The 19,618-nt window shown below is 69.3% G+C and carries 16 protein-coding genes; 15 read left to right on the top strand and 1 reads right to left on the bottom strand.

Annotated features, from left to right (window positions below; translation table 11 throughout):
- Positions 1 to 126 precede the first annotated feature (126 nt).
- Positions 127 to 1,098 carry a hypothetical protein gene (locus tag ACIRQP_RS10080; protein ID WP_403886198.1) on the bottom strand — a complete coding sequence of 324 codons (972 nt, stop codon included), beginning with the start codon at positions 1,096 to 1,098 and terminating at the stop codon, positions 127 to 129.
- A gap of 135 nt (positions 1,099 to 1,233) precedes the next feature.
- On the opposite strand from ACIRQP_RS10080, the gene ACIRQP_RS10075 reads away from it, so the two are divergent.
- The 15 genes from ACIRQP_RS10075 to ACIRQP_RS10005 all read left to right on the top strand — a co-directional run.
- Positions 1,234 to 3,855: a valine--tRNA ligase gene (locus ACIRQP_RS10075; RefSeq protein WP_403886195.1), complete on the top strand. Its 2,622-nt coding sequence runs from the start codon at positions 1,234 to 1,236 to the stop codon at positions 3,853 to 3,855.
- 128 nt (positions 3,856 to 3,983) lie between these two features.
- A complete protein-coding gene (locus tag ACIRQP_RS10070) occupies positions 3,984 to 5,498 on the top strand; it encodes a bifunctional folylpolyglutamate synthase/dihydrofolate synthase (RefSeq protein ID WP_403886192.1) in 1,515 nt (504 codons plus the stop codon).
- A gap of 5 nt (positions 5,499 to 5,503) precedes the next feature.
- Positions 5,504 to 5,857 carry a DUF4233 domain-containing protein gene (locus ACIRQP_RS10065; protein WP_403886189.1) on the top strand — a complete coding sequence of 118 codons (354 nt, stop codon included), beginning with the start codon at positions 5,504 to 5,506 and terminating at the stop codon, positions 5,855 to 5,857.
- 65 nt (positions 5,858 to 5,922) lie between these two features.
- Positions 5,923 to 6,336 carry a nucleoside-diphosphate kinase gene (ndk, locus tag ACIRQP_RS10060; protein WP_030352376.1) on the top strand — a complete coding sequence of 138 codons (414 nt, stop codon included), beginning with the start codon at positions 5,923 to 5,925 and terminating at the stop codon, positions 6,334 to 6,336.
- Between the two features lie 248 nt (positions 6,337 to 6,584).
- A complete protein-coding gene (locus ACIRQP_RS10055) occupies positions 6,585 to 7,604 on the top strand; it encodes a rod shape-determining protein (protein WP_030352375.1) in 1,020 nt (339 codons plus the stop codon).
- A gap of 128 nt (positions 7,605 to 7,732) precedes the next feature.
- Complete coding sequence (mreC, locus tag ACIRQP_RS10050) at positions 7,733 to 8,779, top strand: rod shape-determining protein MreC (protein ID WP_403886186.1); 1,047 nt, start codon at positions 7,733 to 7,735, stop codon at positions 8,777 to 8,779.
- An 11-nt stretch (positions 8,780 to 8,790) separates the two neighbouring features.
- Complete coding sequence (mreD, locus tag ACIRQP_RS10045; RefSeq protein WP_403886183.1) at positions 8,791 to 9,459, top strand: rod shape-determining protein MreD; 669 nt, start codon at positions 8,791 to 8,793, stop codon at positions 9,457 to 9,459.
- 97 nt (positions 9,460 to 9,556) lie between these two features.
- Positions 9,557 to 11,725 (top strand): penicillin-binding protein 2, encoded by a 2,169-nt coding sequence (gene mrdA, locus ACIRQP_RS10040; protein ID WP_403886180.1) that lies wholly within the window; start codon positions 9,557 to 9,559, stop codon positions 11,723 to 11,725.
- Positions 11,726 to 11,728: 3 nt separating this feature from the next.
- Entirely contained in the window at positions 11,729 to 12,928 is a 1,200-nt protein-coding gene (gene rodA, locus ACIRQP_RS10035) for a rod shape-determining protein RodA (RefSeq protein WP_403886177.1), read from the top strand.
- A 63-nt stretch (positions 12,929 to 12,991) separates the two neighbouring features.
- Positions 12,992 to 14,563: a CHAD domain-containing protein gene (locus tag ACIRQP_RS10030; protein ID WP_403886174.1), complete on the top strand. Its 1,572-nt coding sequence runs from the start codon at positions 12,992 to 12,994 to the stop codon at positions 14,561 to 14,563.
- Between the two features lie 53 nt (positions 14,564 to 14,616).
- Positions 14,617 to 16,569: a TIGR03960 family B12-binding radical SAM protein gene (locus tag ACIRQP_RS10025; protein WP_403886171.1), complete on the top strand. Its 1,953-nt coding sequence runs from the start codon at positions 14,617 to 14,619 to the stop codon at positions 16,567 to 16,569.
- Between the two features lie 93 nt (positions 16,570 to 16,662).
- Entirely contained in the window at positions 16,663 to 17,346 is a 684-nt protein-coding gene (locus ACIRQP_RS10020; protein WP_403886168.1) for a GNAT family N-acetyltransferase, read from the top strand.
- Positions 17,347 to 17,472: 126 nt separating this feature from the next.
- Positions 17,473 to 18,006: a GNAT family N-acetyltransferase gene (locus ACIRQP_RS10015; protein ID WP_403886165.1), complete on the top strand. Its 534-nt coding sequence runs from the start codon at positions 17,473 to 17,475 to the stop codon at positions 18,004 to 18,006.
- A 267-nt stretch (positions 18,007 to 18,273) separates the two neighbouring features.
- Positions 18,274 to 19,080 (top strand): TIGR03936 family radical SAM-associated protein, encoded by an 807-nt coding sequence (locus tag ACIRQP_RS10010; RefSeq protein ID WP_403886162.1) that lies wholly within the window; start codon positions 18,274 to 18,276, stop codon positions 19,078 to 19,080.
- 232 nt (positions 19,081 to 19,312) lie between these two features.
- Positions 19,313 to 19,618 (top strand): hypothetical protein (locus ACIRQP_RS10005; RefSeq protein WP_403886159.1); only part of this gene is annotated, 306 nt, incomplete at its 3' end.

Below are 19,618 nucleotides of genomic sequence, written 5' to 3'. Positions count from 1 at the left end.
ACCCCCCCCCCCCCCCCGGGGGCGGCCCCCCCCCCGCCCCCCCCCCCCCCCCCCCCCCCCCCCCCCCCCCCCCCCCCCCCCCCCCCCCCCCCCCCCCCCCCCCCTCTGCCGTACGCGTGATGCCTGTTACTTGATCTCGACGCGCACGTCGTTGCGCAGCTTCGCTGCCTGCGCGGCGGCCTCGTCCATGGTCATGCTCTTGCCGGTGAGGATCTGCGCCGCGTCGCTCGACACGATGTAGACCACGGTGCTGTGGTCGCCCCAGATGCACATCGGCATCGTGAAGGAGCCGGGAAGCGAGCTGTTACCGGCGTCCTCGGACATCTTGTACTTCATTTCCTGGCACTTCATGACGCCGTTGTCGAAGCCGTCCGGCGTGAACTCCTTCGGCTCGCCGACGAGTTCGATGCTCTCACCGCTGCCGTCGGACGAGGTGGAGTTCTTCTTCGACTCGGCGAACATCAGATCGATGACCTTCTCCGGGTCGTCGATCTGACCGTAGACGCCGTTGAACTGGAGGGTCTTCTGTGTGGTGCCCTTCCCGGCGGTATAGCCGGAGCCGACGGCCGTGGGGTTGTTGACTCCCCACTTCTTGGCCTCCTCGGCGTCGCTCTTGGTCATGGTGTTGCCGCCCGACGCTCCGGACCCCGGGGACTTCGTGTACGCGCCGTCGATCACCGACTCCGGCGTCGTCAGCTTGTACTTCTTGCCGTCGTCCGCGACCGAGCCGCTGCCGCCGCCCACCAGGAAGTACGCGCCACCCGCGATCACCGCGAGCGCCAGCACGGACGCGCCGACTATCAGGCCCGTCTTCTTCTTGGGCGCCTCGCCCGGAGGAGGCGGGTACTGGCCGCCGCCGTAGGGGGGCTGCTGGCCGTACGGGGGCTGCTGGGGCTGCTGGCCGTACGGGCCGGGCTGCTGCGGGTAGCCGTACCCCTGCGGCGGCTGCGGGGGGACACCCTGCGGGGGCTGCTGCGGGTAACCGTAACCGGGCTGCGGCGGCCCCTGCGGGGGCTGCTGGCCGTAAGGGCCTGGCTGGCCGTACGGTCCGGGCTGCTGAGGCTGCCCGCCGTACGGGCCCGGCTGGTTGTAACTCATCTGCTGTCCCCTGTTAGTTGCTTATGCGTTCCGAACATCCTGACGGACGAGCCAGTGACCGGGGCCACCCGGGGCCGCACCGTTACCGAACTATCCCGTTTCAGTACGGGGCCGTGACACCTCTAAACTGTGCCCGTGACCGAGAACACTCAGCAGCAGCCAGCCAGCAACCCCGAACTGCCGACCCAGTACGTTCCGGCCGAGGTAGAGGGGAAGCTGTACGAGCGCTGGGTGGACCGCGGTTACTTCGAGGCCGACGAGAAGAGCGAGAAGCCGCCGTTCACCGTCGTCATCCCGCCACCGAACGTCACCGGCAGCCTGCACCTCGGGCATGCCTTCGAGCACACGCTCATCGACGCCGTCACCCGCCGCAAGCGCATGCAGGGCTACGAGACGCTGTGGCAGCCCGGCATGGACCACGCGGGCATCGCCACCCAGAACGTCGTCGAGCGCGAGCTGGGCAAGGAGGGCAAGTCGCGGCACGACCTGGGGCGCGAGGCGTTCGTCGAGCGCGTCTGGAAGTGGAAGGCCGAGTCCGGCGGGCAGATCTCCGGCCAGATGCGCCGGCTCGGGGACGGTGTCGCCTGGTCGCGTGAGCGCTTCACCATGGACGAGGGGCTGTCCAAGGCCGTCCAGACGATCTTCAAGAAGCTCTACGACGACGAGCTGATCTACCGCGCCGAGCGCATCATCAACTGGTGTCCGCGCTGTCTCACCGCGATCTCCGACATCGAGGTGGAGTACCAGGACGACGACGGCGAGCTGGTCTCGCTGAAGTACGGCGAGGGCGAGGACTCCGTCGTCGTCGCGACCACCCGCGCCGAGACGATGCTCGGTGACACGGCCGTCGCCGTCCACCCCGACGACGAGCGGTACGCGCACCTCATCGGCAAGCGGATCACGCTGCCGCTCACCGACCGTACGATCCCGGTCGTCGCGGACACCCATGTCGACCCGGAGTTCGGTACGGGCGCCGTCAAGGTGACGCCCGCGCACGACCCGAACGACTTCGAGATCGGCCGGCGGCACGATCTGCCGAACATCACGGTCATGGACGAGCGCGCCGTGATCACCGTCCCGGGCCCGTTCGAGGGGCTCGACCGGATGGAGGCGCGCAGCGCCATCGTCGCCGCGCTGCGGGCCGAGGGCCGTATCGTCGCCGAGAAGCGCCCGTACACGCACTCCGTCGGACACTGCTCACGCTGCAAGACGACCATCGAGCCGCGCCTCTCGCTCCAGTGGTGGGTCAAGGTCGGGCCGCTGGCCAAGGCCGCCGGTGACGCCGTCCGCGACGACCGCGTCACGATCCACCCGAAGGAGATGGAGTCCCGCTACTTCGGCTGGGTCGACAACCTCCACGACTGGTGCATCTCCCGGCAGCTGTGGTGGGGCCACCGCATCCCCGTCTGGTACGGGCCGAACGGCGAGACCGTCTGTGTCGGTCCCGACGACGAGGCGCCGACCGGCGAGGGCTGGACGCAGGACACGGATGTCCTGGACACGTGGTTCTCGTCGGGGCTGTGGCCGTTCTCCACGCTGGGCTGGCCCGAACAGACCCCGAGCGTCGAGAAGTTCTATCCGAACTCGATCATGATCACCGGCTACGACATCCTCTTCTTCTGGGTCGCCCGGATGATGATGTTCGGTCTGTACGCGATGGACGGCACGCCGCCGTTCCACACGATCGTGCTGCACGGCATGGTCCGTGACCAGTTCGGCAAGAAGATGTCGAAGTCCTTCGGCAACGCGGTCAACCCGCTGGACTGGATGGACACGTACGGCTCCGACGCGGTCCGGTTCACCCTGGCCCGTGGTGCCAACCCGGGTGTCGACGTGCCGATCGGCGAGGACTGGGTCCAGGGCTCCCGGAACTTCGCCAACAAGGTCTGGAACGCCACGCGCTTCGCGATGATGAACGGCGCGACCGTCGAGGGCCCGCTGCCCGACGCGGCCGAGATGTCCGCCACCGACCGGTGGATCCTGTCGCGGCTGAACGCCGTGGTCGCGGAGGTCGACGCGTACTACGAGGACTACCAGTTCGCGAAGTTGTCGGACGCGCTCTTCCACTTCGCCTGGGACGAGGTCTTCGACTGGTACGTGGAGCTCTCCAAGACCACGTTCATCGACGGCGGCGAGGCGGCGAAGGTCTCCGGACGGGTCCTGGGCGAGGTCCTCGATGTCACCCTGCGCCTGCTGCACCCGATCGTCCCGTTCGTCACCGAGACGCTCTGGACCACGCTCACCGGCAAGGAGTCGGTCGTCGTCGCCGACTGGCCGGCCGACAGCGGGTTCCGTGACACGGCGGCCGAGCGGGAGATCGAGCATCTCCAGCAGGTGATCACCGAGGTCCGCCGGTTCCGCTCCGACCAGGGGCTCCAGCCCGGCCAGAAGGTCCCGGCACGGCTGGATCTCACGGGTACGCCGCTGGCCGCGCACGAGGCGGCCATCCGGCAGCTGCTGCGCCTCCAGCCGGAGGGCGAGGGCTTCCACGCCACCGCGACGCTGCCGGTCGAGGGGGCGACGGTCGCGCTCGACCTGTCGGGCACGATCGACATCGAGGCGGAGCGCAAGCGCCTGACGAAGGACCTCGGCGCCGCGGAGAGGGAGAAGGCACAGGCGACGGCGAAGCTCGGCAACGAGGCGTTCCTCGCCAAGGCTCCCGACAATGTGGTCGAGAAGATCCGCGGCCGGCTCACCAAGGCCGACGCGGACATCGAGCGGCTGACCGCGCAGCTGGCGGGCCTGCCCCAGGGCTGATCCACGAGCCGGCCGACCCCACGGACATCCGCTCGGCGAGGCCCCGGCCACCAGGCCTGGGGCCTCGCTGCCGTTCGGAGGCGGGGCGCGGGGCGACCGGTGTCGGTGGTGCTCCGTAGACTGGTCGCGTGAGCGAGCACCGTCCTTCCGACCAGCCCGGCGAGTACGACGAATTCGATGAGATCGTCGACGCCGCGACCGACCGAGACCCCGACCTCGCGGTGATCGAGGCCGGCAGCCGTACGCTGCGCGCCCAGTCCGGGCCCGCGCAGAATGACGGCGTCCCGGCCCGCCCCGAGGACCCGGAGGTGGACAAGGCGCTGCGCGCCGTCGAGCAGGAGCTGGCGAGCCGCTGGGGCGAGACGAAACTCGACCCGTCGGTCGTCAGGATCAAGGGTCTGATGGATGTGCTGGGCGATCCCCAGCGCACCTATCCGTCGATCCACATCACCGGCACCAACGGCAAGACCTCCACGGCCCGCATGATCGAGGCGCTGCTCGGCGCGTTCGATCTGCGTACCGGCCGGTATACGAGCCCGCATGTCCAGTCCATCACCGAGCGGATCAGTCTGGACGGCGCCCCGATCTCCGCCGAGCGGTTCATCGAGACGTACGAGGACACCAAGCCGTACATCGAGATGGTCGACGGCTCGCAGGAGTACCGGCTCTCCTTCTTCGAGGTGCTGACCGGCATGGCGTACGCCGCCTTCGCGGACGCTCCGGTGGACGTGGCCGTGGTCGAGGTCGGCATGGGCGGCACCTGGGACGCGACGAATGTCATCGACGCCTCCGTCGCCGTCGTCATGCCGATCGATCTGGACCACACGGACCGGCTCGGCTCCACCCCCGGCGAGATCGCCGTGGAGAAGGCCGGGATCATCAAGCCGGGCGCGACGGTCATCCTGGCGCAGCAGCCGGTGGACGCCGCGCAGGTGATGCTGAAGAAGGCCGTCGACGTCGACGCGACGGTCGCCCGCGCGGGCATGGAGTTCGGTGTGGTCGCCCGTGAGATCGCGGTCGGGGGCCAGCAACTGACCCTGCGCGGTCTCGGCGGTGAGTACGAGCAGATCTTCCTCCCGCTGTACGGCGCGCATCAGGCGCAGAACGCGTCGGTGGCGCTCGCGGCCGTGGAGGCGTTCTTCGGGATCGGCGCGCAGCACGCCCGCCGGCTCGACATGGACACGGTCCGCAAGGCGTTCGCCTCGGTCTCCTCGCCGGGGCGTCTCGAGGTCGTACGGCGCTCGCCGACGGTGGTGCTGGACGCGGCGCACAATCCGGCCGGGGCCCGTGCCGCGGCCGATGCCGTCACCGAATCGTTCGGCTTCAGCCGGCTGATCGGTGTGGTGGGTTCCAGCGACGGCAAGGACGTCCGCGGGGTGCTGGAAGCCCTGGAGCCGATCTGTACGGAGGTCGTCGTCACGCAGAACTCCAGTTTCCGCGCGATGGGCGCGGACGCGCTGGCGGCCGTCGCCGTCGAGGTCTTCGGGGACGACCGGGTCCAGGTCGAGCCGCGCCTCGACGACGCGCTGGAGGCGGCGATCACGCTCGCCGAGGAGGAGTCCGAGTTCGCGGGCGCCGGGGTCCTGGTCACCGGCTCGGTGATCACGGTCGGCGAGGCCCGGCTGTTGCTGAGGAGGCGCTGAATCCCATGCGTACGCTCTGTGCGTCCACACTGATCGGTGAGTTCTTCGTGATCGGCTTCGCCGGTCTCGTTGCCATGAAGTCCGACGATCTGTCGGTGGGGACGGTCTGGACGGTCTGCGGCATCGCGATGCTGCTGTCCGTTCTGCTCTGCGGAATGATCAGCCGTCCCGGCGGCGTCCAGCTCGGCTGGGCGCTCCAGGTCGCGCTGGTCGCCAGCGGTTTCGTGGTGCCCGCGATGTTCGTCCTCGGCGCGATCTTCGCGGTGCTGTGGGGGGCCTCGGTCCACTTCGGACGGCAGATCGACGAGGCGAAGGCACGCTGGGCCGAACAGTCAACGGCAGAGGCTGACGCTGTGTGACCGACGGTGTGATATGCCCTGTAGCCTCTGAGGGCCCGCATCCCGTAGTAGAAGGAGCCCGCACAGTGAGCCAGCGCACGCTTGTCCTGCTCAAGCCCGATGCCGTACGCCGCGGCCTGGTCGGCGAGATCGTCGGCCGTATCGAGCGCAAGGCCGGCTGGACCATCAGCGCCATGGAACTGCGCACGCTCGATCAGGACACGCTGGAGCAGCACTACGGCGAGCACAAGGGGAAGCCCTTCTACGAGCCGCTGGTCGAGTTCATGGCCTCCGGCCCCGTCGTCGCTCTGGTCGTCGACGGCGAGCGGGTCATCGAGGGCGTCCGCGCGCTCGCCGGTCCGACTGACCCGATCGCCGCAGCGCCGGGGTCCATCCGGGGGGACTTCGGAACCATCGTCCGCGAGAACCTGATCCACGCTTCGGACTCGGAGGAGTCCGCCATTCGGGAACTTAAAATCTTCTTCCCGGGGCTTTCCTGACCGCGCGTCAGCCAAACGGAGCTGATGGCCTGGGGCGACCGAAGGAATTCGGTCGCCTTTGGGCATATCTAGGCCACTTTCGGGAACGCATCGGACCGACACTTCGTCACCCTTACTGAGGTGGGCCACCGCGCCGTTGTCCTTGCGACGGCACTACGATGGAAACCTCCAAGCCACAGCACCCACCTCGCCATCCTGAAAAGCCATCAACGCTTGGGAAGGCCAGACGCATCCTCATGGGGAACAACATGTCGTTCATCGGCCGTGACATGGCTGTCGACCTCGGGACCGCCAACACGCTGGTGTACGTCAGAGGCCGGGGGATCGTACTCAACGAGCCGTCCGTCGTCGCCATCAACACCAACACCGGCGGTATTCTCGCGGTCGGCGCCGAGGCGAAGAAGATGATCGGCCGGACACCGGGCAACATCGTTGCCGTCCGGCCACTGAAGGACGGCGTTATCGCCGACTTCGAAATCACCGAGCGCATGCTGCGCTACTTCATCCTGAAGATCCACAAACGCCGCTATCTGGCGCGTCCGCGGGTCGTCGTCTGTGTGCCCTCCGGTATCACGGGCGTCGAGCGCCGCGCCGTCATTGAGGCGTCCACCCAGGCCGGCGCGCGCCAAGTGCACATCATCGAGGAGCCCATGGCCGCGGCCATCGGCTCCGGACTCCCTGTCCACGAGGCCACCGGCAACATGGTCGTGGACATCGGCGGCGGTACGACCGAGGTCGCCGTGATCTCGCTCGGCGGAATCGTCACAGCACAGTCCATCCGGGTCGCCGGTGACGAGCTGGACAACGCGATCATCCAGCACATCAAGAAGGAGTACTCACTGCTCCTCGGCGAGCGGACCGCCGAGAGCATCAAGATCACCATCGGTTCCGCGTACGACCTCGACAAGGACGAGCACACCGAGATCCGCGGGCGTGACCTGGTCTCCGGCCTGCCGAAGACCGTGGTCATCTCCGCCGCCGAGGTGCGCAAGGCCATCGAGGAGCCGGTCAACGCGATCGTCGACGCGGTCAAGACGACGCTCGACAAGTGCCCGCCCGAGCTGTCCGGCGATGTGATGGACCGGGGGATCGTGCTCACCGGCGGCGGCGCCCTGCTGCGCGGTCTCGACGAGCGGCTGCGTCGCGAGACGGGGATGCCGATCCATATCGCCGAGGATCCGCTGGATTCCGTGGCACTCGGATCCGGCAAGTGTGTCGAGGAGTTCGAGGCGCTCCAGCAGGTGCTGGACGCTCAGCCCCGCCGGTGACGGAAGAGTCCCCGTCCCCCTGGACCCGCGGTCCGGGGGGACCCCCGGCAGGGGTCTCGGCCTCCCGCGCGGCGGATCGTTGATATACCCGCAGAATCATTCCTACGAGGAAGGCACGGCCGCCGCACGTGAGGGACACACGAGAGAGCCGTTTGCTCCTGGTGCTGCTGATCGCCATCGCGTTCGCACTGATCACGGTGGATATCCGTGGTGGCGAGGATTCCCCGGTCGACGGCGCGCGGCACGCCGCCGCGACAGTCTTCGGTCCGGTGGAGAACGGTGTCGCGTCCGCGGTCAATCCGGTGGGCAATGCCATAGGAGCGGTACGGGATTCCGGCGCGCGGCACAATCGCATCGCCGTGCTCCAGAAGGAGAACACCGAGCTGAAACAGCGGCTCGGCAGTGACGACCGCAATCGCAGCCGGGTACGCGAACTGGACAAGATGCTCGCGAAGGCCGGCGCCGGTCAGTACGGAATCAAGGGCGCCGAGGTCGTCGCCATAGGAGCGGCCCAGGGATTCTCCTGGACGGTCACCATCGATATCGGGGCCAAAGACGGCATCGCGCGCGATATGACCGTGCTCAATGGTGACGGACTTGTCGGGCGTGTCACGACCGTGGGCCCGGACACCGCGACCGTACTGCTCGCCAATGACCCGGACTTCACCGTCGGAACCCGGATGGAGGGCAGCGACGAACTGGGCTTCGCCACCGGCCAGGGCGACCGCCCGCTCTCCGTCCAGCTCCTCAATGGCAAGGCCAAAGTGAAGAAGGGCGACCGGCTGGTCACCTTCGGGTCCAGCAAGGACCGGCCGTTCGTGCCCGGCGTCCCGGTCGGTCAGGTCGTCCAGGTCGACCCGTCCGGCGGTAATCTGACCCGGACGCTGTACGTACGCCCCTTCGTCGGGTTCACCAAGCTCGACCTCGTCGGCGTCGTCGTCGTGGCTCCCCGGCAGGACCCGCGCGACACGGTCCTGCCGCCCAAGTCGCAGCCCACCCCGACGCCCACCGTCACCGTCACGGTCACCCCGTCGCCCGACGCCGACATGGAGGCGAACGGCGAGGCGGGCACCGACAACCCCGACGCCAACGCCAATCCGGATCCGAATGCCAATCCGGATCCGAATGCCAATCCGGATCCCAACGCCAACGGCCAAGCAGACGACCAGGAGTAGGGCTGATCCCCATGCGCTTCAACCGGATTCTGCTCTCGATCACGCTGGTCGTGGTCGCCCTCGTCATCCAGGTGTCCGTGCTCGCCAGACTCCAGCTCCCCGGCGCCGTTCCCGATCTGATGCTCCTCGTCGTCCTCGCCCTGGCCTTCGTGTACGGCCATGTGGGCGGGGCGCTCATTGGCTTCGGCGCCGGACTGCTCGCCGATCTGGCACCGCCCGCCGACCACGCCGCGGGCCGCTACGCCCTGGTGCTGTGCGTGATCGGCTATCTGGCCGGACTCGCCCGCCCCGAGAAGGGCCAGATGAGATCGGCGTTCGCGCCGATGGCCGTGGTTGTCGGCGCGGCTCTCGGTTCGACCCTGCTGTACGCGGCGGTCGGGTCGCTCGTCGGTGATACCGCCGCCCGCCATGTCGGTCTGGCCGGCCTGCTGTTCACCGCCGCTGTCTACGATCTGCTGCTGGCGCCGTTCACCGTCCCACTGATCATGTTCCTGGCCAGACGCGCCGAGAACGATCCGCTCGCCGAGACCCAGAGCAGCGGCGGCGCCGATGTCGCGGCCGGCTGGGCCTCCACCGGCACCGGTCTGCGGATCGGCGGCCAGCGTGGCGGACTGCGGCTCAGGGCCGCCCGTAACCGCGCCGCGCGGGCCGGACGTATCAAGGGGGTCAAGCGACTGTGACACCGCATCACCCGGCCGCCGTCGCGCGGACGCCCGCGCGTACGGCCGGCCTCGCACCGTCCGGCCGTACCGCCCGTACCGTCCGTGGGGGATCGCAGTGAGCAATATTCCGGAGACCGGGCGGACACCGCGGGTCCAGATCCGGCTCATCATCATTCAAGTCCTCGTCTTCTCGCTTCTCCTCACCCTCGGCGGCCGGCTCTGGTACCTCCAGGTCCGCAACGGCAAGGAGTACACGGACGAGGCCAAGAACAACCATGTACAGCAGGTCGTCCAGCCGGCCGTCCGCGGCTCGATCCTCGACAGCCGCGGGATCCCGCTCGCCGACAACGAGACCCGGCTCGTCGTCTCCACCAGCCGTACCGAGCTGATGAAGATGGAGGACAAGGGTGTGGCCGTCCTGACCCGGCTCGCCGATGTCCTCGACATGAAGCCCAAGGACGTCATGGACAAGGTCAGGCTCTGCGACTCGAAGACCCCCAAGCCCTGCTGGAACGGTTCGCCTTATCAGCCGATCCCGGTCACCGACGAGGCCACCACCCAGCAGGCCCTCCAGATCCGTGAGCGCGCCGAGGACTTCCCCGGCGTCACCGCCGAGCCCACCGCCGTACGCCGCTACGCCGCGCCGGGGCTCGCCAACACCGCTCAGGTACTCGGCTATCTCTCCCCCGTCACCGACGAAGAGATCACCAAGGCCCAGAACAGCGACTCGCCGTACCTCCGCTCCGACCAGGTCGGCCGGTCCGGCCTGGAGCGCACCTACGACAAGCAGCTGCGCGGCAAGGCGGGAGTCACCCGGTACGAGGTCGACAACCTCGGCCGCGTCATCGGCCAGGCGCGCAACGACGAGGCCGAGCCCGGCGCCCATGTCGTCACCTCGATAGACGCGCGAGTGCAGGCCGTCACCGAGTACGAGCTGAGCGAGGCGATGAAGGCCGCGCGCAAGGAGATGGACCGCAACACCGGCCAGCACTACAAGGCGGACTCCGGCGCCGCGGTGGTCATGGAGGCGAAGACCGGCCGGGTCGTCGCCATGGCCTCCCAGCCGACGTACGACCCCAACGCCTGGGTCGGCGGTATCTCCGCCAAGGAGTACGCCAGGCTCACCGGCAAGAAGTCCAACTTCCCGCTGCTGAACCGGGCCATCCAGGGCCAGGCCGCCCCCGGCTCGATCTTCAAGGTCGTCTCGTCGACCGCCGCCGTCAACGCCGGATATGACTTCAACGGCAAGTACCCCTGCCCCAGTTCGTACAGCGTCGGCGGCCAGGTCTTCCAGAACTTCGAGTCCAGGGGCTACGGCAGCATCTCCCTCGGCAAGGCCCTCGAAGTCTCCTGCGACACCGTCTTCTACGGCATCGCGCACAAGGAGTGGCAGAAAGACGGCGGCATGAAGCCGAAGCACCCCAACGACTGGTTCTACAAGACCGCGCACCAGTTCGGCCTCGGCAAGGAGACCGGCATCGACCTCCCCAACGAGGTCACCGGACGTATCCCGGACCGTCAGTGGAAGCAGAGCTTCTGGGAGGTCAACAGGGCCAGCTGGTGCGAGCAGGGCAAGAAGGACGGCACCTACGTCGAGAAGATCGCCTTCGAGGGCTGTCTCGAAGGCAACCGGATGCGCGCCGGTGACTCCGTCAACTACTCGATCGGCCAGGGCGACACGCTCGTCACCCCGATCCAGATGGCCACCATCTACTCGGCCATCGCCAACGGCGGCACCCTCTACAACCCCGTGGTCGGCAAGGCGATCGTCAGCGCCGACGGCAAGCGGGTCGAGGAGATCGCGCCCAAGTCCCACGGCAAGCTGCCGACGCAGGGGAGGACACTTCAGCAGATCGACAAGGCCCTCGCGGCGGTCACGACCACCGGTTCCGCCGCCTGGCGATTCGGCGGCTGGCCGCAGGACAAGATCCCGATGCACGCCAAGACGGGTACGGCCGAGGTCTACGGCAAGCAGACGACCTCGTGGTTCGCCTCGTACACCGAGGACTACACGATCGTCATGACGATCTCCCAGGGTGGTACCGGTTCCGGGGCCTCGGGGCCCGCCGTGCGAAAGATCTACGAGGCGATGTACGGGCTGAACGCCAAGGGCGACCAGGACCTCGGCAAGGCCCTGATGCCCGAGCCGCGCAAGGAACTGCCGAAGATCCAGCCGGACGGTTCGATCGACGCGCCGAAGATCAGGCCGTACGAGCCGGTGAAGGAAACACCGGACGAGCAGACGCTGGCGGGCCCGCCCACCACGTCCACGCGGAGGGACTGAGCGATGGCCGGCACAAGTGGCTTCTCGGTCTCCGGATACGGTCCGGAGCGCGGGACATGGGCCAGGCTCGTGGCCCGTGACTCGATGGTGCGCAGACTCGACTGGCCGCTGCTCTTCTCGGCACTGGCCCTGTCGCTGATCGGGTCGCTGCTGGTCTGGTCGGCGACCCGTAACCGCACCCAGCTGAACCAGGGCGATCCGTACTACTTCCTCGTGCGGCATCTGCTCAACACCGGCATCGGGTTCGCTCTGATGATCGGCACGATCTGGCTCGGACACCGCATCCTGCGTGGGGCGGTGCCGGCGCTCTACGGGCTCTCCGTCGTCCTTGTCCTGCTGGTCCTCACCCCGCTCGGCGCGACCATCAACGGCGCCCATGCCTGGATCGTGATCGGCGGCGGCTTCACCCTCCAGCCCTCCGAGTTCGTGAAGGTCACGATCATCCTGGGCATGGCGGTGATGCTGGCGGCCCGGGTGGACGCGGGGGACCAGATCCATCCGGACCATCGCACGGTCGCGAAATCCCTCGTCCTCGCGGTCATCCCGATGGCCATCGTCATGCTGATGCCGGACCTCGGCTCGGTGATGGTCATGGTCGTCATCGTGCTCGGCGTACTGCTCGCCTCCGGCGCCTCCAACCGCTGGATCATCGGCCTCGTCGGCGCGGGAGCGGCGGGCGCCATCGCGGTCGCGGCGCTCGGCGTGCTCGACGAGTACCAGATCAACCGCTTCGCGGCCTTCGCCAACCCGGAGCTCGACCCGGCGGGCGTCGGCTACAACACCAACCAGGCGCGGATCGCCATCGGCTCCGGCGGACTCACCGGCACGGGGCTCTTCCACGGCTCCCAGACCACCGGCCAGTTCGTGCCCGAGCAGCAGACCGACTTCGTCTTCACGGTCGCGGGCGAGGAGCTGGGCTTCGTCGGCGCGGGGCTGATACTGCTGCTGCTCGGCGTGATCCTCTGGCGTGCCTGCCGGATCGCCCGGGAGACGACCGAGCTGTACGGCACGATCGTCGCCGCGGGGATCATCGCCTGGTTCGCGTTCCAGTCCTTCGAGAACATCGGGATGACGCTCGGGATCATGCCGGTGGCGGGTCTGCCGCTGCCGTTCGTGTCCTACGGCGGCACCGCCATGTTCGCGGCGTGGATCGCCATCGGACTGCTCGAATCGATCCGGGTGCAGCGGCCGATAACGGCTTGAGCCATGTCCTCCAACAGGTCCCAGGGGCTGCCCAAGGGCCGCCCCTGGGACTAAATTCGGTACATGGCGGACACAAAGCGAGAGATCGAGCGCAAATACGAACTTCCCGCGCCCTCCGACGCCGACGAGCCCTCCGGACTGCCGGATCTCACCGGCGTCAAGGGGGTCGCGTCCGTCCGCGCCAGGGGCGTCGTGGAGCTGGACGCCGTCTACTACGACACCGCGGATCTGCGCCTCACCGCGGACCATGTCGCGCTGCGGCGCCGCACGGGCGGCGGCGACGAGGGCTGGCATCTGAAGTTCCCGGTCTCCACAGGCATCCGCGACGAGATCCGGGCACCGCTCGCCGACACCCTTCCCGGCGAACTCGCCGCGCTGGTCCGCTCGCGCGTGCGGAGCGCCGGGCTCATCCCCGTCGTACGGCTGATGACCTCGCGCGATGTCCTCCATCTGCTCGACGCCGAGGGCACGCTGCTCGCCGAGGTGAGCGTGGACGCCGTACGCGCGCGACGCCTCACCGGGGACACCGGGGACACCGGCGGCGAGGACGCCGGCACCGCCTCCTGGACCGAGGTCGAGGTGGAACTGGGCGACGACGCCGATCCCGCGATTCTCGACGCGGTGGAGAAGAAGCTCCGCAAGGCCGGACTGCGCCCGGCGTCGGCCGCGTCGAAGCTCGGCAGGGCACTGGCCGAAACCGCGCCCGGCGAGCCGGGGAAGGCCGGGACCAGGGCGGCCAGGGGCGGGCCGCGCAGCGCCGGGGAGCACATCCTGGTCTATCTGCGCGACCAGGCCGACGCGATCATCACCCAGGACCCGGCCGTACGCCGCGACCTGCCGGACTCCGTGCACCAACTGCGCGTCGCCACCCGCCGGATGCGCTCCGCCTTCCGTACGTACCGCAGGATCCTCGACCGGTCCGTCACCGACCCGGTCGCCGAGGAGCTCAAGTGGGTCGCGGCGGAGCTCGGCGTCGACCGCGACCACGAAGTCCTCGACGAGCGGCTGCGCGCCCGGATCGACGCGCTGCCGAGGACGCTGCTCCTCGGGCCGGTGCGCGGCCGGCTCCGGTCCTGGGACGCCGCCCAGCGGGCCGGGTCCCGGAGCAGAACCGTCGCCGTACTCGACAGCGAGCGGTATCTGACCCTGCTGGACACGATCGACGGACTGCTCACCGCGCCGCCGCTGCTGCCTGACGCGGTGCAGCCCGCCGAGAAGGTGCTGCCCAGGGCGATCCTCAAGAACTACGAGCGGCTGGCCGGCCGGGTCGGCCACGCGCTGGCGCTCGCGCCGGGCAAGGAACGCGACCTGGCGATGCACGACGCCCGCAAGGCCGCCAAGCGCGCCCGCTACGCCGCCGAGGCGGCCCGCCCCGCCCTGGGCAAGGCGGCCAAACGCTTCGCCCAGCGCATGAAGGCCCTCCAGACCACGCTCGGCGACCACCAGGACAGCGTGGTGGCCCGCGAAGCCCTCCGTGATCTCGCGGTCCAGGCCCACACGGCGGGCGAGTCCGCGTTCACCTGGGGCCTGCTGTACGGCGAGGAGGAGGCCCTGGGCGAGCGCCGTGAGCGGGAGTTGCCGGGACTGTGGGAGAAGGCGTCCGCCCCCCGATTGCGGGCGGATCTGACCGGCTGACCACCGGGGTAGGCTGAATGGTCACCCCTGTCAGTCCACGAAAGATCGCCGTGATGCCTGCCGAATCGGTCTTCCCGCAGCTCGAAGCCCTGCTCCCGCATGTGCAGAAGCCGATCCAATACGTCGGTGGTGAACTCAACTCCACGGTCAAGCCGTGGGACTCCACCGATGTCCGCTGGGCGCTGATGTACCCGGACGCCTACGAGGTCGGGCTGCCCAACCAGGGCGTCATGATCCTTTACGAGGTACTGAACGAGCGCGAGGGCGTGCTCGCCGAGCGTACGTACAGCGTCTGGCCGGATCTCGAAGAGCTGATGCGCGAGCACAAGGTCCCGCAGTTCACGGTGGACAGCCACCGGCCGGTCGGTGCCTTCGACGTCTTCGGGCTGAGTTTCTCCACCGAGCTGGGCTACACGAACATGCTCACCGCCCTGGACCTCGCGGGCATCCCGCTCGCGGCCCGGGACCGTACCGTCGACCACCCCATCGTGCTCGCCGGCGGCCACGCCGCCTTCAACCCCGAGCCGATCGCGGAGTTCATCGACTGCGCGGTCATCGGCGACGGCGAGCAGGCGGTGCTGGAGATCACCGAGATCATCCGGGCCTGGAAGGCGGAGGGCCGCCCCGGCGGTCGCGAGGAGGTCCTCTTCCGGCTCGCGAAGACCGGCGGGGTGTACGTCCCCGGCTTCTACGACGTCGAGTACCTCCCGGACGGCCGTATCGCGCGTGTCGTACCGAACAAGTCCGGTGTCCCGTGGCGGGTGTCCAAGCACACCGTGATGGACCTCGACGAATGGCCGTACCCGAAGCAGCCGCTCGTCCCGCTCGCCGAGACCGTCCACGAGCGGATGTCCGTGGAGATCTTCCGCGGCTGCACGCGCGGCTGCCGGTTCTGCCAGGCGGGCATGATCACCCGCCCGGTGCGCGAGCGCAGCATCACCGGAATCGGCGAGATGGTCGAGAAGGGGCTGAAGGCGACCGGCTTCGAGGAGGTCGGTCTGCTCTCGCTCTCCTCCGCCGACCACAGCGAGATCGGCGACATCGCCAAGGGGCTCGCGGACCGCTACGAGGAGGACAAGGTCGGCCTGTCCCTCCCGTCCACCCGCGTCGACGCGTTCAATGTCGATCTGGCCAACGAGCTGACCAGGAACGGCCGCAGGTCCGGTCTGACCTTCGCGCCCGAGGGCGGTTCCGAGCGGCTGCGCAAGGTCATCAACAAGATGGTCTCGGAGGAGGACCTGATCCGTACGGTCTCCACCGCGTACGGCAACGGCTGGCGGCAGGTGAAGCTGTACTTCATGTGCGGTCTGCCCACCGAGACCGACGAGGACGTCCTCCAGATCGGCGACATGGCGGTCAAGGTCATCGCCGAGGGCCGCAAGGTGTCCGGCCAGAACGACATCCGCTGCACGGTCTCGATCGGCGGGTTCGTGCCCAAGCCGCACACCCCGTTCCAGTGGGCGCCGCAGCTCGGCGCCGAGGAGACCGACGCCCGTCTGGAGAAGCTCCGCGACAAGATCCGGGGCGACAAGAAGTACGGCCGCTCCATCGGGTTCCGCTACCACGACGGCAAGCCCGGCATCGTCGAGGGCCTGCTCTCGCGCGGCGACCGGCGCGTCGGCGCGGTCATCCGCGCGGTGTACGAGGACGGCGGGCGGTTCGACGGCTGGCGTGAGCACTTCTCGTACGACCGCTGGATGGCCTGCGCGGAGAGGACGCTGCCGGAGCTCGGCGTGGACGTCGCCTGGTACACGACGCGCGAGCGTACGTACGAGGAGGTCCTGCCCTGGGACCACCTGGACTCCGGTCTCGACAAGGACTGGCTCTGGGAGGACTGGCAGGACGCGCTCGACGAGACCGAGGTCGAGGACTGCCGCTGGACGCCGTGCTTCGACTGCGGTGTCTGCCCGCAGATGGACACCGAGATCCAGATCGGCCCGACGGGCAAGAAGCTGCTGCCGCTGACGGTCAAGAGGGACGTGGCGACCAGCGGACACGCTCACTGACGTGAGCGGTGCGTCGCGGCGCACCGTGGAGGAGCTGAGGGCTGGGCGGAAATAGCTGGTGCCCGGCCTGACGGCCGGGGTAGGAAGGGCGCCATGAGTTTCTCCGCGCCCCCTCCTGCCCCCGAGAACCCCGCCGACAGGCGGACGTTCGTCCGCACCACGCTCGACCTGGGTGATGTGCTGCTACAGCCGTGGGGCCGGGAGGCCGCCGAGCGGGACACGATGCTGGAGGGCCTGATCGCCGCCGCGGCGGACCCGCTGATCGCCCTCTGGAACCCTCTCGCGACAGCCGACCGCGGCGACGCCCTGGCATGGCTGGAATCTCGGGACGGAGGCTGGGACCGAGGCGCCGGCGCCTCCTTCGCCGCGCTGACCGCGACCGACGGCGCCCTGCTGGGCAGCGTCACCCTGCGCTGGGTCGACCGCGCGGACGGCCTCGCGATGATCGGCTACTGGACGCTGCCGGCCGCCCGCGGACGGGGCGTGGCCACCCGCGCGACGAGGGCGGTCACCAGCTGGGCCTTCCGGACGGCCGATGCCCGCCGGATCGAGATAGCCCACGCTGTCGACAACGAGGCCTCCTGCCACGTGGCCCGCCGCTGCGGCTACCGGCCCGAAGGCACCCTGCGGGACTCGCACCTCTTCGGCGACAGGGCGTACCACGACGAGCACTTGCACGCCCGCCTGGCCACTGACCCGGAACCGGCCGATCCCACGGGGGAGCCGACGGCGTACGGAAACCCGGCCACCGGACGGGCGAGCGGGACATCGCGGTAGCCGGGCGAAGCTCTCGCCGCCGAACAAGCTCGGCGTTCCGTGGACCGCGGACGGCGGAACGGACGGCGTGCCCGGCCGCCGTTCGTCCGTGGCCGGATCGGGCCCGCTCGCCTGCACAATGGGCTGATGCCGAAGCTTCTCGCCCCTGACATCCGGATGCATGCCTCCTTCCTGGACGCCATGAAGGAGTTCGTCGAAGAGGGCGCGGACGAGCGCTCGTTGCTCCTGCACGAGATGGAGGAGTTCGGCGGGACCTGGCACCGGCCCGAGGTCTTCGCCACGTATGTGGAGCGGCTCAACGCCGAGCCGCTGGAGGAGACCCCGCGCATAGAGGGATGGGTGCCCAACACCACCCTCTGGTACGTCGAGGGCGAAACCTTTCTGGGACGTCTCGCCATCCGCCACCGGCTCAACCCGTTCCTGCGTGAGCTGGGCGGCCATATCGGCTATGCCGTACGTCCCACCGCGCGCCGGCAGGGCCATGCGACCGCGATGCTCGCCGCGTCACTGCCCGTCGCCCGTGCCCTCGGCCTCGAATCGGTCCTCGTCACCTGTGACACCACCAATGTTCCGTCGCGGAAGGTGATCGAGGCGGCCGGCGGGGTGCTGGAGGACCAGCGCGGCGGGAAGCTCCGTTACTGGATTCCGACGGGCGTCTGAATCGTCCCGCCCCGTGGGCCCCGGTGGGCGGGAGCCTGTCCGCCCGAGGGCGGGGAACTGTGGGAGGGCCGTACGCGTACTCTGGGTAGTACAACGATCGTCCCCGGCGCGGACCCCGCACCCGAGATCTCCCCGCGAAAGCGGGGGCGAACCGGGATCCGGGGCCACCCCCACGTCCGAGGGCGGCGCGTCACCGCGTACCGCCCGCACCGAGGAGAAGAACCACTGGGCAAGCGACAGCCCGAAGGCCCGCCGCCCGCACCGGCGGTGCAGCGCATCCGACTGCGCTACACCAAGCGCGGCCGCCTCCGGTTCACCAGCCACCGTGACTTCCAGCGCGCCTTCGAGCGGGCGCTACGCCGTGCCGAGGTGCCCATGGCGTACTCGGCGGGCTTCACCCCGCATCCGAAGGTGTCGTACGCCAATGCCGCACCCACCGGCACGGGCAGCGAGGCCGAGTTCCTGGAGATCGCCCTGGTGGAGGTGTGCGACCCGGACAAGCTGCGTGACCTGCTCGACGAGTCGCTGCCGGTCGGCCTGGACATCATCGACGCTGTCGAGGTACGTACGTCGGGGCTCGCCGACCGGCTCACCGCTTCCGTATGGGAGCTGCGGTTGGACCTCGTCGAGCCGCGCGTGGCGGAAGAGGCCGTGGCCGCCTTTCTGGCCGCCGAGTCGGTCGAGGTCGAACGCCGTACGAAGAACGGTCTGCGGACCTTCGACGCACGGGGGGCCGTGGCCGCCCTGGAAGCGGTCCCGGAGACGGGTACGGAGGGGGCTCGGTCCCGGCCTGATAGGCCGGGGGACGGGCCCTGTGCGATACTGCGGCTGGTTGTTCGGCACGTGACACCTGCCGTGCGACCCGACGACGTCCTGTCCGGTCTCCGAGCTGTGGCCGACCTGGCGCCGCCGGTCCCCGCAGCGGTGACCAGGCTGGCGCAGGGGCTCTTCGACGAGGAGTCCGGAACGGTGACCGATCCGCTCGCGCCCGACCGCGAGGCAGCCCGGCCCGCCCCACCCAAGGCCGCCGGACCCGCCGCCGCGAAGGCGCCGGAAGGTGCGGGTACCGCGTAGGGCGGTCGTTGTAGCGCAGCCCTGGGACTCGGGAGCCACCTGGGTCGGGCGGCGCACTGACCAGAAGACTTTCGCCAGGCCGTACGTACATCGCGTAGGGAACCGGCGAGCCAGACATAACAGCTCCCGTGCGGCGCCCGCGCCCCGGACGGCGGCATTCGCGCAGCGCGCGAGCCGCGGCCGGACCGGAATCAGGCGTGGCGCCCGGGAGCGTGACGGGAGAACCGCCCGCATGCTTGAGCCCACTGAACCCGGCACCCCCGGGGACACCAACGAAGAGAACAACTCACCCAGCGACACGCTGCCGCCGCGTCGCAGGCGCCGCGCCGCGTCCCGCCCGGCGGGACCGCCCACCGCTGCCGCCGGGGCCGAGGACGCCACGAGCGTCACGGAGACCGTCGCGCAGGCCGCGCCGACCGCCGAGGCCGCGGGGGCGGCCGCGAGCGACGGTGTGGGTGTGACGGAGGAGCCGGTGGCCGCGCCGCGTGCGCGTCGCCGTGCGACTCGTAAGACCGCTGCTCCCGCGCCTGAGGTGGCT

Origin of the sequence: Streptomyces sp. NPDC102274 (assembly GCF_044766385.1) — a bacterium.
Classification (GTDB): domain Bacteria; phylum Actinomycetota; class Actinomycetes; order Streptomycetales; family Streptomycetaceae; genus Streptomyces.
This window is presented reverse-complemented; position numbering and strand designations above follow the sequence as displayed.

Bases quoted from the DNA above. Each gene is read 5' to 3' on its own strand.
- ACIRQP_RS10065 (WP_403886189.1), top strand. From the start codon at position 5,504: ATGCGTACGCTCTGTGCGTCCACACTGATCGGTGAGTTCTTCGTGATC.
- ACIRQP_RS10015 (WP_403886165.1), top strand. From the start codon at position 17,473: ATGCCGAAGCTTCTCGCCCCTGACATCCGGATGCATGCCTCCTTCCTG.
- mreD (WP_403886183.1), top strand. From the start codon at position 8,791: ATGCGCTTCAACCGGATTCTGCTCTCGATCACGCTGGTCGTGGTCGCC.
- rodA (WP_403886177.1), top strand. From the start codon at position 11,729: ATGGCCGGCACAAGTGGCTTCTCGGTCTCCGGATACGGTCCGGAGCGC.
- ACIRQP_RS10055 (WP_030352375.1), top strand. From the start codon at position 6,585: ATGTCGTTCATCGGCCGTGACATGGCTGTCGACCTCGGGACCGCCAAC.
- ACIRQP_RS10080 (WP_403886198.1), bottom strand. From the start codon at position 1,098: ATGAGTTACAACCAGCCGGGCCCGTACGGCGGGCAGCCTCAGCAGCCC.
- ACIRQP_RS10030 (WP_403886174.1), top strand. From the start codon at position 12,992: ATGGCGGACACAAAGCGAGAGATCGAGCGCAAATACGAACTTCCCGCG.
- ACIRQP_RS10025 (WP_403886171.1), top strand. From the start codon at position 14,617: ATGCCTGCCGAATCGGTCTTCCCGCAGCTCGAAGCCCTGCTCCCGCAT.
- ACIRQP_RS10020 (WP_403886168.1), top strand. From the start codon at position 16,663: ATGAGTTTCTCCGCGCCCCCTCCTGCCCCCGAGAACCCCGCCGACAGG.